The sequence below is a fragment of the Pseudomonas sp. B21-010 genome (assembly GCF_024749325.1).
Lineage (GTDB): Bacteria > Pseudomonadota > Gammaproteobacteria > Pseudomonadales > Pseudomonadaceae > Aquipseudomonas > Aquipseudomonas kilonensis.
The window spans coordinates 4,073,754-4,087,479 of sequence record NZ_CP087198.1; the positions used below are offsets into that span (position 1 = coordinate 4,073,754).

The following is a 13,726-nucleotide window of genomic DNA, read 5'->3' on the forward strand; positions in this document are numbered from 1 at the left end:
ACAGGGTGTACACGCGCCAATTGGACCATGCATTCTCTTTTGTGACAAAGGCTTATGAGGTGTTTTTTATGAGCGAAGTGAAGCATTCACGCCTGATCATTCTCGGTTCCGGCCCTGCGGGGTACAGCGCGGCCGTCTATGCTGCCCGCGCCAACCTCAAACCCGTTGTCATTACCGGCCTGCAGGCCGGTGGCCAGCTCACCACCACGGTGGAAGTCGATAACTGGCCCGGCGACGTCGAAGGCCTGACGGGCCCGGTACTGATGGAACGCATGCAACGGCACGCCGAGCGCTTCGACACGCAGATCGTCTACGACCATGTCCACACCGCCAAGTTGCAACAGCGCCCATTCGAATTGATCGGCGACAGCGGCACCTACACCTGCGATGCGCTGATCATTGCCACCGGTGCCTCGGCCCAATACCTGGGGCTGCCCTCGGAAGAAAGCTTCGCCGGCAAAGGGGTTTCCGCGTGTGCGACCTGCGATGGCTTTTTCTATCGCAACCAGGTGGTGGCCGTGGTCGGCGGCGGCAATACCGCGGTCGAGGAAGCCCTGTACCTGTCGAACATCGCCAGGGAAGTACACCTGATCCACCGTCGCGACAAGCTGCGTTCAGAGAAGATCCTGCAGGACAAACTCTTCGAAAAGGCCGCCAGCGGCAATATCAAGCTGCATTGGAACCAGAACCTGGATGAAGTCCTGGGCGACGCCAGCGGCGTGACTGGCGCGCGCCTGCGCCACAGCGAGACCGGCGAAACCAGCACCTTGTCCCTGGCCGGCGTGTTCATTGCCATCGGCCATAAACCCAATACCGAGCTGTTCCAGGGCCAGTTGAAGATGCGCGACGGCTACCTGATCGTGCGCGGCGGCAGCGAGGGCAATGCCACCGCGACCGATATCGAAGGTGTGTTCGCCGCTGGCGATGTGGCCGACCACGTCTATCGCCAGGCAATTACCTCCGCCGGCGCCGGCTGCATGGCCGCACTCGACGCAGAGAAGTATCTCGATGACATCCCTGCCGTTTGACGGTTAACCTTCCAGGCGGGCGCTCGCCAATGGACGAGGCCCGCCACCTGCCGCCCTCCCCTTCTACTAAGCCGGACAACAATGCTGACCTGGTTACAACGCAACACCTTCGAGTTCCCGCCATTGGCAAAAGCCATGCGCGATCCCAACGGGTTATTGGCCGCCGGTGGCGATCTATCCGCCGACAGGCTGATCCAGGCCTATCGCCACGGTTGCTTCCCATGGTTTTCCGAGGGGCAACCGATCCTCTGGTGGTCGCCGGACCCGCGCACGGTGCTGTTTCCCGACGAACTGCACATATCCCGCAGCCTGGGCAAACTGCTGCGCAAGCAGCGTTATGAAGTGACGTTCGATCGGGATTTTGCGGCGGTCATCCAGGCCTGCGCCGCGCCGCGGGACTATGCCGAGGGCACCTGGATCACCGACGCCATGCAAACCGCTTATCTGGAACTGCACCGACGCGGTTTCGCCCATTCGGTGGAAGTGTGGGACCAAGGGGCGTTGGTGGGCGGCCTGTATGGCTTGGCCATGGGGCAGCTGTTTTTTGGCGAGTCCATGTTCAGCCGGGCCGACAATGCGTCGAAATTCGGCTTCGCGAGGCTGGTCCAACACCTCAAGGCCGCCGGTTTCGTGCTGATCGACTGCCAGATGCCCACCGAGCATCTGCACAGCCTGGGCGCCCGCTCGATTCCACGAGCTGAGTTTGCTGGCTATCTCAAGGCCCATCTGGATCAACCCAACCACGCAACCTGGGTTTGCTGAGCGACATTCGCGTGCGTGGCTTACACTTAAATTTAAAAGCTTATCCGAGGGTTGATCATGACCGAGTTGGCGCGCTTGAAGTTCTATGCCACTCAGCCCCACTCTTGCAGTTACCTGCCGGAGGAGCAGGCCACGACGCTGTTCCTCGACCCTAGCCAGCCCATGGATGTGCATGTCTACGCAGACCTGTCGGAAATGGGCTTTCGTCGTAGCGGCGACCACCTCTACCGGCCCCATTGCCAGCATTGCAACGCCTGTGTCCCGGCGCGCATCCCTGTGGCGCAATTTTTGCCCAATCGTCAGCAGAAACGCATTTTCAAGCGCAACGCCGACCTTCAGGTCCGCCCGGCCAAGCCGCAGTTCACCGAAGAATATTTCGACCTGTACCAGCGCTACATCGAACAACGCCATGCCGATGGCGACATGTACCCGCCCAGTCGGGATCAGTTCTCGACCTTCCTGGTGCGTGACCTGCCGTTTTCCCGCTTCTACGAGTTCCGACTGGACGGGCGCCTGGTCGCCATCGCCGTCACGGACTTGCTGCCCAATGGGCTTTCGGCGGTGTACACCTTCTACGAGCCGGACGAAGAACGGCGCAGCCTGGGACGGTTTGCCATTCTCTGGCAAATCAACGAAGCCCGGCGCCTGGGACTGGAAGCGGTGTACCTGGGCTACTGGATCAAGAACTGCAAGAAAATGAACTACAAGACCCAATATCGCCCCATTGAACTGCTGATTAACCAGCGGTGGGTTGTCCTGAGTTAGACCCCTTCGGCTTATAAAGCTAGAACCCCTTGGCTTGAACCCCCTTTTTCGGGCACAATGCACGCCGCTTTTGCCTGGCGCAGTTGCACCGGGCCATTCACTGGATACCGAGGGCTTTACTGCATGTCGAAAGAAGACAGCTTCGAAATGGAAGGCACTGTCGTCGACACCCTGCCCAACACCATGTTTCGTGTGGAGTTGGAAAATGGGCACGTCGTAACCGCGCATATCTCCGGCAAGATGCGCAAGAACTACATTCGTATTCTTACCGGTGACAAAGTGCGCGTCGAGCTGACGCCCTATGACTTGAGCAAAGGGCGCATCACTTACCGCGCTCGCTAACAAGTCAATACAAAACGCCCGGCTGATGCCGGGCGTTTTTGTTTGTGGGAGCCAAGCTTGCTCCCACAGGGAATTGGCAGTGAGACTCAATCTTGTGCCTTGCCCAAGACAAACTGCGGGAGCGAGCTTGCTCGCGATAGCGGTGGGTCAGCTAGCATCGATGCCGAATGTGCCGCCGCCATCGCGAGCAAGCTCGGCTCCCACAGGGATTGGCGGCGCTGCTCAATCTTGTGCCTTGCCCAAAACAAACTGTGGGAGCGAGCTTGCTCGCGATAGCGGTGGGTCAGCTTGCATCGATGCCGAATGTGCCGCCGCCATCGCGAGCAAGCTCGGCTCCCACAGAGATTGGCGGCGCTGCTCAATCTTGTGCCTTGCCCAAGACAAACTGTGGGAGCGAGCTTGCTCGCGATAGCGGTGGGTCAGCTTGCATCGATGCCGAATGTGCCGCCGCCATCGCGAGCAAGCTCGGCTCCCACAGGGGGTGGTGTGGGGCTGGATAGCAAAAAGGCGCCTTTCGGCGCCTTTTGCTTTGTTGCGACTAATGGTCAGGCCATTTCGGCCGTGGTTTCGAAGTCGAAGGTCAGTTCGCCGTCCTTGATGTCGATGTGCACCACACCGCCATGCTCGGCCAGTTCGCCAAAGAGGATTTCCTCGGCCAGCGGACGCTTGATCTTGTCCTGGATCAAGCGAGCCATCGGCCGCGCGCCCATCGTCACATCGTAACCACCTTCTGCCAGCCAACTGCGGGCCGCATCGGTGACTTCCAGCAATACACGCTTGTCTTCGAGCTGCGCCTGAAGTTCGGTAAGGAACTTGTCCACCACGCTCTTGATGACTTCATGGCTGAGGCGACCAAACTGGATAATGGTATCCAGGCGGTTGCGGAATTCAGGCGTGAAGCTCTTCTTGATCACTTCCATCGCATCGGACGAGTGGTCCTGATGGGTGAAACCGATCGAAGCGCGAGCTGCGGTTTCGGCACCGGCGTTCGTGGTCATGATGACGATCACGTTGCGGAAGTCCGCCTTGCGCCCGTTGTTATCGGTCAGCGTACCGTGGTCCATGACCTGCAGGAGCAGATTGAAGACTTCCGGGTGCGCCTTCTCGATCTCGTCGAGCAGCAATACGCAGTGCGGTTGCTTGGTGATGGCTTCGGTCAACAGGCCGCCCTGGTCGAAACCGACATAGCCTGGAGGCGCACCGATCAGACGCGATACGGTGTGGCGCTCCATGTACTCGGACATGTCGAAGCGAACCAGTTCGATACCCATTGCCTTGGCCAGTTGCCGCGCGGCCTCGGTCTTGCCGACACCGGTAGGACCGGCGAACAGGAACGAACCCACAGGCTTGTCCGGCGACTTGAGACCGGCACGGGACAGCTTGATGGCGGTCGACAGCGAGTCGATGGCCGCATCCTGGCCGAACACGGTCAGCTTCAGGTCACGCTCCAGGTTACGCAGCAACTCCTTGTCGGAACTGGTGACGTGTTTAGGCGGAATACGCGCGATTTTCGCCACGATGTCCTCGACCTGAGGCACTTCGATGCGCTTGACGCGTTTCTCCAGCGGTTGCAGGCGCTGGTAGGCACCCGCCTCGTCGATGACGTCGATGGCCTTGTCCGGCATGTGCCGGTCGTTGATGTAGCGCGAGGCCAGCTCAGCCGCCGCGCGCAGGGCTTCATCGCTGTACTCGATGTTGTGGTGCAGCTCGAAACGCCCTTTCAGGCCGCGCAGGATACCAATGGTGTCCTCCACCGAAGGCTCCGACACATCGACCTTCTGGAAACGCCGGGCCAGGGCACGGTCTTTCTCGAAGATCCCGCGGAACTCCTGGAACGTGGTCGAGCCGATGCAACGGATATCACCCGACGACAGCAATGGCTTGAGCAGGTTCGACGCATCCATGACCCCGCCCGACGCCGCCCCGGCACCAATAATGGTGTGGATTTCGTCGATGAACAGGATCGCTTGCGGACGTTTTTTCAACTCGCCGAGCAACGCCTTGAAGCGCTTCTCGAAATCGCCGCGGTACTTGGTACCGGCCAGCAAGGCACCCAGGTCGAGGGAATACACCACGCTGTTGGCCAGCAGGTCCGGCACCTGGTTGTCGACGATGCGCTTGGCCAGGCCTTCGGCGATTGCGGTCTTGCCCACGCCCGCCTCGCCCACCAGCAATGGGTTGTTCTTGCGACGCCGAGCCAGGATCTGGGCAACACGCTCGACTTCCGCTTCGCGCCCGACCAGCGGGTCAATGCGCCCCTGGCGTGCCAGTTCGTTCAGGTTGCTGGCATAGGCATCCAATGGGTTGCCTGAAGAAGAAGACTCACCGCCCTCGTCGTCCTGCATATCCTGCTCACCCTCGGAATGATCGCCATGCCCCGGCACCTTGGAGATGCCATGTGCGATGTAGTTGACGACATCGATACGCGCAACGCTCTGCTGCTTGAGCAGGAACACCGCCTGGCTTTCCTGCTCGCTGAAGATGGCAACCAGCACGTTGGCGCCGGTGACTTCACGCTTGCCCGAGCTCTGTACATGGAAGACAGCACGCTGCAGGACACGCTGGAAGCCCAGGGTTGGCTGGGTTTCGCGATCCTCGTCATGAACGGGGATCAGTGGCGTGGTGGAGTCGATGAACTCCTGCAGATCATGCTTGAGTTTATCGAGGTTCGCGCCGCAGGCACGCAAAACGGTGGCGGCAGCCTCGTTATCCAATAGGGCCAGCAGCAGGTGTTCGACGGTCATGAATTCATGACGCTTCGAACGAGCCTCCTTGAAGGCAAGATTGAGGGTGACTTCGAGCTCGCGGTTTAACATAGCTTCACCTCATACCCAAGTGGTCGGCGTTAACCGTCCTTCTCGATTTCACAGAGTAGCGGATGCTGGCTTTCCCGGGCGTACTGGTTGACCTGCATGGCCTTCGTCTCGGCGATGTCGCGGGTAAACACTCCACATACTGCCCGTCCCTCTGTATGGACGGCCAGCATGACCTTGGTCGCCAGCTCGCGATTCAGGTTAAAAAACACCTCGAGCACTTCGACGACGAAATCCATCGGTGTGTAGTCATCGTTGAACAAAACCACCTTGTACATCGGTGGCGCCTGTAATGCAGGCTTTGCCTCCTGAACAGCAATGCCTGCGGAATCGTCGTCGTGTAGATCCGGGCGATCCTGATTGAATGTTAGTCGAATCTGGCTGACTGCATGCATGGAAAGAAAGGTTCGTTTAGTTGGCGAATACAGTGATGGGGGCGCTTGTGGACGATTTCAACCACGACCACCCGGCCACCTTGACTATCGGCAAAACGGTGTTACAACCAATAGAGCCCATCGTGGGTTAAAAAGGTCCGTGGAATCTATCCTTACTTCAAGATTAGCCTGCGGATGGACTGGATGATACTCCAGTGATGGAGTGCGTTGCAGAGGGAAATGGGTTATGTCGGTAGTCAAGATGAATGGCAAGGTGAAATGGTTCAACAATGCCAAGGGCTACGGTTTCATTATCGCGGCCGGCAGGGATGATGAAGACCTTTTCGCCCATTACTCGGCCATCAACATGGAAGGCTATAAAACCCTGAAGGCCGGACAGCCTGTGACGTTCGACGTCATCCAGGGACCCAAGGGCCTGCACGCGGTCAACATCAGGCTTGTCACCGTCGAAGATGTACCCACCCCTGTCAATGTCAGGGTCACCGAGACTCATTGACCGGCCGCCGCACCGGACAAATGAAAATGCCCGGCTCGATCACTCGAGCCGGGCATTCGCGCTGAGCGCCGATCCGCTTACATGTGCGAGATCAGGGCATCGCCGAAGCCCGAGGACGACACCAGCTTGGCGCCCTCCATCAGACGTTCGAAGTCATAGGTCACGGTCTTGGCCGAAATCGCGCCATTGGTGCCTTTGATGATCAGGTCGGCCGCCTCGGTCCAACCCATGTGACGCAGCATCATTTCCGCCGACAGGATCAGCGAGCCCGGGTTGACCTGGTCCTTGCCGGCATACTTGGGCGCGGTACCGTGGGTGGCTTCGAACATTGCCACGGTGTCGGACAGGTTGGCGCCCGGCGCAATACCGATACCGCCCACTTCCGCCGCCAGGGCGTCGGACAGGTAGTCACCGTTCAGGTTCAGGGTGGCGATCACGTCATATTCAGCCGGACGCAGCAGGATCTGCTGCAACATCGCATCGGCGATGGCGTCCTTGACGACGACATTCTTGCCAGTCTTCGGGTTCTTGAACTGCATCCACGGCCCGCCGTCGAGCAGGGTCGCGCCGAACTCCTCGGCTGCCACTTCGTAGGCCCATTCCTTGAAGGCACCTTCGGTGAACTTCATGATGTTGCCTTTATGCACGATGGTCAGCGAATCGCGGTCGTTGTCGACAACATATTGCAAAGCCTTGCGAGCCAGGCGCTGGGTGCCCTGCTTGGAAACCGGCTTGACGCCGATGCCGCAATCCTCGTCGAAACGGATCTTGGTCACGCCCATTTCTTCTTTCAGGAACTTGATGACCTTGGTGGCTTCGGCCGAACCGGCCTTCCACTCGATGCCAGCGTAGATGTCCTCGGAGTTCTCGCGGAAGATCGTCATGTCCACGTCGCCAGGCTTCTTGACCGGGCTTGGCACGCCTTCGAACCAGCGCACCGGACGCAGGCACACGTACAGGTCGAGCTGCTGGCGCAGGGCCACGTTCAGCGAACGGATACCACCGCCCACCGGCGTGGTCAGTGGGCCCTTGATGGAAACCACGTAATCCTTGACCGCGTCCAGGGTTTCCTGGGGCAGCCAAGTGTCCTGATCGTAGACTTGAGTCGCTTTCTCACCAGCATAGACTTCCATCCAGGAAATCTTGCGCTTGCCGCCATAGGCCTTCTGAACCGCAGCGTCCACAACCTTGATCATGACCGGACTGATATCGACGCCAATGCCGTCGCCTTCGATGAAGGGGATGATCGGGTTGTCGGGAACATTAAGAGAATGGTCTGCATTGACGGTGATTTTGTCACCGACGGCTGGAACCTGAATCTTTTGATACCCCATGCTGAACTCCATTGCTTGGATTGAACATCTGGCTGCGTTCGAGCGTACCCCACTTGAATCGGCGCGCAAACCCTACGTTAGGCTCATCCGGGGTAAAGCGTTGCAGTTCGCGGTGTACAACCCTGAAAACCAAGGGAAAAGCGCCAAACATGAGCATAGCCCGCTCCTTGGGTACTGCGACGTTTAGACCAATGGACGTGTACGGAAGTCCATGAACCATCGGCAGATTGCCAGCTACCTATGTATAATGCCGCCGCTGACCACAGGGTCACGTTGGCTGAGCGCTCTATCACAGGACTTTCCGCCAATTTAGAAGCCGGACCGTTACCGCGGCCCAACCGCTTGACGCTCGACTGATGCACCCAACATCACCGCGAAGAAACCTCGACATTCGGTTCACGGATGACTTTGAACGAACGCGCTTACCCGGCGCCCCTCGAGTTTCTGCGCATGCTTTAGCAAAGAAGAGAGTTAATCCGAATATGCCCACCCGCTCGAAGATCATCTATACCTTCACCGACGAAGCGCCCGCCCTCGCCACCTATTCGCTGCTGCCGATCGTCGAAGCCTTTACCGCTTCGGCCGATATCGCCGTGGAAACCCGCGATATCTCCCTCGCAGGGCGCATCCTGGCCAGCTTCCCCGAGCAACTGGGTGACAAAGCCGTAGCCGACCACCTCGCCGAACTGGGCGACCTGGCCGTTACGCCTGAAGCCAACATCATCAAGCTGCCGAACATCAGCGCCTCGGTACCGCAACTGCAGGCCGCGATCAAGGAATTGCAGGCCCAGGGCTACGCACTGCCGGACTACCCGGAAACCGTGGCCAGCGACGCCGAGAAAGACGCCCGCGCCCGCTACGACAAGATCAAGGGCAGCGCCGTGAACCCGGTCCTGCGCGAAGGCAACTCCGATCGTCGCGCGCCGCTGTCGGTCAAGAACTACGCCCGCAAGCACCCGCACAAAATGGGCGCCTGGGCAGCCGACTCCAAGTCCCACGTGGCCCACATGAGCACCGGTGATTTCTACGGCAGCGAAAAAGCCGCCCTGATCGACGCCGCCGGCAGCGTGAAAATCGAGCTGATCGCCCAGGACGGCACTGCCACTGTCCTGAAGGAAAAAACCACCGTACAAGCCGGTGAGATCCTCGACTGCGCCGTGATGAGCAAAAACGCCCTGCGCGACTTCATCGCCGCTGAAATCGAAGACGCCAAGCAAAAAGGCGTCCTGCTGTCGGTTCACCTCAAGGCCACCATGATGAAGGTCTCCGACCCGATCATGTTCGGCCAGATCGTTGCCGAGTTCTATAAAGACGCCCTGGCCAAGCACGCACAAGTGCTGGAGCAGATCGGCTTCAACCTGAACAACGGCATCGGCGACCTGTACGCCCGCATCAAGGCCCTGCCGGCCGAGCAGCAGGCGCAGATCGAAGCCGACATCCAGGCGGTCTACGCAGCGCGCCCATCCCTGGCGATGGTCAACTCCGACAAAGGCATCACCAACCTGCACGTGCCGAGCGACGTCATCGTCGACGCCTCGATGCCAGCCATGATCCGTGACTCCGGCAAGATGTGGGGCACCGACGGCCAACTGCACGACACCAAGGCCGTGATCCCGGATCGCTGCTACGCCACCATCTACCAGGCGGTGATCGAAGACTGCAAGCAACACGGCGCCTTCGACCCAACCACCATGGGCAGCGTGCCGAACGTTGGCCTGATGGCCAAGAAAGCCGAAGAGTACGGTTCCCACGACAAGACCTTCCAGATCAAGGTCGACGGCGTGGTCCGTGTTTCGGACAGCAACGGCCGCACCCTGTTGGAGCAGAGCGTCGAAGCTGGCGACATCTTCCGCATGTGCCAGACCAAGGACGCACCGATCCAGGACTGGGTCAAACTGGCCGTCAACCGCGCCCGCGCCAGCAGCACCCCGGCGATCTTCTGGCTGGACCCGATGCGCGCCCATGACGGCGTCGTGATCGAGAAAGTCCAGACCTACCTGAAGGACTACGACACTGCCGGCCTGGACATCCGCATCATGTCGCCGGTCGACGCAATGAAGTTCACCCTGGCCCGCACCCGCGAAGGCAAGGACACCATCTCGGTGACCGGCAACGTACTGCGCGACTACCTGACCGACCTGTTCCCGATCATGGAACTGGGCACCAGCGCGAAGATGCTGTCGATCGTGCCGCTGATGAACGGCGGTGGCCTGTTCGAAACCGGCGCTGGCGGCTCGGCCCCCAAACACGTGCAGCAGTTGCTGGAAGAAAACTTCCTGCGCTGGGATTCCCTGGGCGAGTTCCTGGCCCTGGCCGCGTCCCTCGAGCACCTGGGCGTGACCTACAACAACCCGAAAGCACTGGTGCTGGCCAAGACCCTGGACCAGGCTACCGGTGAGTTCCTGGACCGCAACAAATCGCCTTCGCGCAAGGTCGGCGGCATCGACAACCGCGGCAGCCACTTCTACCTGACCCTGTTCTGGGCCCAGGCACTGGCCGCTCAAGACGACGACGCAGCCCTCAAGGCTCAGTTCGCTTCCCTGGCCAAGACATTGACCGACAACGAAGAAAAAATCGTTGCCGAACTCAATGCCGTGCAAGGCAAGCCCATGGACATCGGCGGTTACTACTTCGCCAACCCGGAGCTGACCAGCAAGGCCATGCGCCCGAGCAACACCTTCAACGCGGCGATTGCTGCGCTGGTGTAAGGTTGTAGGCAGTACCACTAACCCCGGCCTTGTGCCGGGGTTTGTGTTTCTGGCATTTAGCCCCCACCCCTGTGGGAGCGAGCTTGCTCGCGATAGCAATTAATCATTCAATTCAAATATTGACTGACACACCGCTATCGCGAGCAAGCTCGCTCCCACAATAAGATCGGGGTACGGTCGGAGAGATAGGCCGGCTGTCAGGCCGCCTCGCGAGCAAGCTTTGCTCCCACAGATCTGACAGGTGTACGACCGGGCGAGCCAGGCCGGCCGTTAGGCCGCCTCGCTCTTGATCTTGATCTGGGGCGCCCCGTTAACCACGATGGCCGAACGCAGGTATTGCGCAGTGGGCCCACGGAGCAATGCCTGCGTTCGAGCATGCCGAGCCTAAGCGAGGCACCGAGTGGTGGGGCAAAGCGCTTTTGGTTACTTTTGGCGCTCTTCCAAAAGTGACCCGCTGTAAGAGCGGAACCATAGGCAGCCCTGACCGCAGCAACGGATATGTACTCAATCAACAAAACCCCAGCCAACTGCAAACCCCACATCCCAACCTGAAAAATAGAAGAACCCTATGAACTGGCAACCCCACATCACCGTCGCCACCATCGTCGAAGACAACGGCCGCTTCCTGATGGTGGAAGAATCCAAGGCCGGACGCGCAGTACTCAACCAGCCCGCCGGCCACCTGGACCCCAACGAAACCCTCATCGAAGCCGCCGTACGCGAAACCCTCGAAGAAACCGGCTGGGACGTCGAACCCACCAGCGTCACCGGCATCTACCTCTACACCGCCCCCAGCAACGGCGTGACCTACCAGCGCGTCTGTTTCGCCGCCAAGGCCCTGAAACACCACCCCGAGTATCAACTGGACGACGGCATCCTCGGCGCCAAATGGCTGACCCGCGACGAACTGCTAGAACAGCGCGAGCACTGGCGCAGCGAGCTGATCATCCGCTGCATCGACGATTATCTGGCCGGCCACTGCCACAGTCTGACGCTGATCCGTCCTTCTCTTTAGCCTTGTGCGCCCGGGCCTGATAGAATCGCGTCCTTTTTCAAGACACTCATTGAACTCCTATGCGTGATCCAGCTCCTTCTGACACATCCAAGAAGCGCGTCATTGTCGGCATGTCCGGCGGCGTGGACTCCTCCGTTTCCGCCCTTCTGCTGATCGAGCAGGGTTATGAGGTGGAAGGCCTGTTCATGAAGAACTGGGAAGAAGACGACGGCACCGAATACTGCACCGCCATGGACGACCTGGCGGACGCCCAGGCCGTGTGCGACAAGATCGGCATCAAGCTGCACACCGCCAACTTCGCCGCCGAGTACTGGGACAACGTGTTCGAGCACTTCCTGGCCGAATACAAGGCCGGCCGCACGCCGAACCCGGACATCCTCTGCAACCGCGAAATCAAGTTCAAGGCGTTCCTCGACTACGCCATGATGCTCGGCGCCGACCTGATCGCCACCGGTCACTACGTGCGCCGCCGCGACATCGACGGCCGCACCGAACTGCTCAAGGGCCTGGACCCGAACAAGGACCAGAGCTACTTCCTGCACGCCGTCGGCGGCGAGCAGATCGCCAAGACCCTGTTCCCGGTAGGCGAACTGGAAAAGCCCGAAGTGCGCGCGATCGCCGAGAAACACCAGCTCGCCACCGCCAAGAAAAAAGACTCCACCGGGATCTGCTTTATCGGTGAGCGCCGTTTCAGCGACTTCCTCAAGCAATACCTGCCGGCCCAACCGGGCGAGATCAAGACGACCGAAGGCGAAGTCATCGGCCGTCACCATGGCCTGATGTACCACACCATCGGCCAGCGCCAGGGCCTGGGCATCGGCGGCCTGAAAGACGCCGGGGAAGAGCCGTGGTACGTGCTGGTCAAGGACCTGGAGCACAACGAGCTGATCGTCGGCCAGGGCAACGACCACCCATGGTTGTTTTCCCGCGCCCTGCTCGCCTCCGACATCTATTGGGTCAACCCGATCGACCTCAGCGAACCACGCCGCCTGACGGCCAAGGTTCGCTACCGCCAGAGCGACCAGCCCTGCACCCTGGAAAAAACCGCCACGGGCTACCGTGCCACCTTCGATGACCCGCAGCGGGCGGTCACGCCCGGCCAGTCCGTGGTGTTCTATGACGGCGAAATATGCCTGGGCGGCGGCGTGATCGAAGTCGCAGAACCCTGGAGCAGCAAGGCATGAACCCCATCCAGGAACAACTGACGGCATTGGGCGGCGTATTTCTCGCCGCCGTGCTGGTGGACAGGATCGCCAAGACCGGCCAGGCCACCGAAGCGGGCGTGGCCTGCATGCTCGGCAGCCTGCTGGTTCGCGACCCCAAGGACACCCTGGAAGTCTACGGCGGCGACGACTTGAACCTGCGCGAAGGCTATCGTGCGCTGATCGGCGCCCTGGAGCGCGATCCCAGCGCCCTGCAACGCGAACCGCTGCGCTACGCCCTGTCGATGCTGGGCCTTGAGCGCCAGCTGGCCAAGCGCGACGACCTGCTGGAGACCATCGGCAAACGCTTGCCGCAGATCCAGTCCCAGGTCGAGCACTTCGGCCCGTCCCACGAAAACGTCGTCGCGGCTTGCGGCGCGCTGTACCAGGACACCCTGAGCACCTTGCGCCAGCGCATCCAGGTGCATGGCGACATGCGCAACCTGCAGCAACCGAGCAATGCCTCGAAGATCCGCGCCCTGTTGCTGGCCGGGATTCGTTCGGCACGGCTGTGGCGGCAGTTGGGCGGCCATCGCTGGCAACTGGTGATCAGCCGGCGCAAATTGCTGAAAGAGCTTTACCCGTTGATGCGCAACGAATAAGTCGCCTCGACCGTTTTTTTGTAGCAAGAGAGCTTGCCCCCTCTGGACCTGTAGGAGCTGTCGAGCGAAGCGAGGCTGCGATCTTTTGATCTTTTGATCTTTTGATCTTTCACTTGAGATTCAAGCGTCTGGGGAAAGATCGCAGCCTCGTTGCACTCGACAGCTCCTACACAGCTCCTACAGGCCCAGCGGGAGCAAGCTCCCTCGCCACAGGTATTAAAAGTTTTATCTCGTTACGCGTAACACGCCGGTCAGTTGGCGACG

Annotated in this window: 12 protein-coding genes; 9 read left to right on the forward strand and 3 right to left on the reverse strand. The window is 60.0% G+C overall.

All coding sequences use genetic code 11. From position 1 onward, the window contains the following. The first annotated feature begins 68 nt into the window (after nucleotides 1-68). The 4 genes from trxB to infA all read left to right on the forward strand — a co-directional run bounded on the left by trxB (nucleotide 69) and on the right by infA (nucleotide 2,897). Nucleotides 69-1,028 carry a thioredoxin-disulfide reductase gene (gene trxB / locus LOY50_RS17870; protein ID WP_018608516.1) on the forward strand — a complete coding sequence of 320 codons (960 nt, stop codon included), beginning with the start codon at nucleotides 69-71 and terminating at the stop codon, nucleotides 1,026-1,028. 81 nt (nucleotides 1,029-1,109) lie between these two features. Further along, nucleotides 1,110-1,790: a leucyl/phenylalanyl-tRNA--protein transferase gene (gene aat / locus LOY50_RS17875; protein WP_214511858.1), complete on the forward strand. Its 681-nt coding sequence runs from the start codon at nucleotides 1,110-1,112 to the stop codon at nucleotides 1,788-1,790. A gap of 57 nt (nucleotides 1,791-1,847) precedes the next feature. Then, nucleotides 1,848-2,555 (forward strand): arginyltransferase, encoded by a 708-nt coding sequence (locus LOY50_RS17880; protein ID WP_014337689.1) that lies wholly within the window; start codon nucleotides 1,848-1,850, stop codon nucleotides 2,553-2,555. A gap of 123 nt (nucleotides 2,556-2,678) precedes the next feature. Continuing rightward, a complete protein-coding gene (infA, locus tag LOY50_RS17885) occupies nucleotides 2,679-2,897 on the forward strand; it encodes a translation initiation factor IF-1 (protein WP_002553999.1) in 219 nt (72 codons plus the stop codon). 545 nt (nucleotides 2,898-3,442) lie between these two features. Here infA and clpA read toward each other — a convergent pair. Together clpA and clpS are read right to left on the reverse strand one after the other, a co-directional pair. Beyond that, nucleotides 3,443-5,713 (reverse strand): ATP-dependent Clp protease ATP-binding subunit ClpA, encoded by a 2,271-nt coding sequence (gene clpA, locus LOY50_RS17890; RefSeq protein ID WP_053123178.1) that lies wholly within the window; start codon nucleotides 5,711-5,713, stop codon nucleotides 3,443-3,445. Nucleotides 5,714-5,742: 29 nt separating this feature from the next. After that, nucleotides 5,743-6,105 (reverse strand): ATP-dependent Clp protease adapter ClpS, encoded by a 363-nt coding sequence (gene clpS, locus LOY50_RS17895; protein ID WP_003180089.1) that lies wholly within the window; start codon nucleotides 6,103-6,105, stop codon nucleotides 5,743-5,745. Between the two features lie 226 nt (nucleotides 6,106-6,331). Here clpS and LOY50_RS17900 point away from each other — a divergent pair, with 226 nt between their 5' ends. Continuing rightward, a complete protein-coding gene (locus LOY50_RS17900; RefSeq protein ID WP_253476213.1) occupies nucleotides 6,332-6,601 on the forward strand; it encodes a cold shock domain-containing protein in 270 nt (89 codons plus the stop codon). A gap of 77 nt (nucleotides 6,602-6,678) precedes the next feature. On the opposite strand, the gene icd is transcribed toward LOY50_RS17900, so the two are convergent. Continuing rightward, nucleotides 6,679-7,935: an NADP-dependent isocitrate dehydrogenase gene (gene icd, locus LOY50_RS17905; RefSeq protein ID WP_018609234.1), complete on the reverse strand. Its 1,257-nt coding sequence runs from the start codon at nucleotides 7,933-7,935 to the stop codon at nucleotides 6,679-6,681. 482 nt (nucleotides 7,936-8,417) lie between these two features. On the opposite strand from icd, the gene LOY50_RS17910 reads away from it, so the two are divergent. From LOY50_RS17910 to hflD, 4 genes are all read left to right on the forward strand, one after another. Next, nucleotides 8,418-10,643, forward strand: coding sequence for an NADP-dependent isocitrate dehydrogenase (locus LOY50_RS17910; protein WP_253476215.1), 2,226 nt, complete (start codon nucleotides 8,418-8,420; stop codon nucleotides 10,641-10,643). A gap of 568 nt (nucleotides 10,644-11,211) precedes the next feature. After that, complete coding sequence (locus tag LOY50_RS17915) at nucleotides 11,212-11,658, forward strand: NUDIX hydrolase (RefSeq protein ID WP_258688761.1); 447 nt, start codon at nucleotides 11,212-11,214, stop codon at nucleotides 11,656-11,658. A 59-nt stretch (nucleotides 11,659-11,717) separates the two neighbouring features. Next, nucleotides 11,718-12,842, forward strand: a complete 1,125-nt coding sequence (gene mnmA, locus LOY50_RS17920) for a tRNA 2-thiouridine(34) synthase MnmA (RefSeq protein WP_057450008.1) — start codon at nucleotides 11,718-11,720, stop codon at nucleotides 12,840-12,842. Continuing rightward, nucleotides 12,839-13,462, forward strand: coding sequence for a high frequency lysogenization protein HflD (gene hflD, locus LOY50_RS17925; protein ID WP_214512763.1), 624 nt, complete (start codon nucleotides 12,839-12,841; stop codon nucleotides 13,460-13,462). Before mnmA ends, hflD begins: the two co-directional genes overlap by 4 nt. Nucleotides 13,463-13,726: the final 264 nt, after the last annotated feature.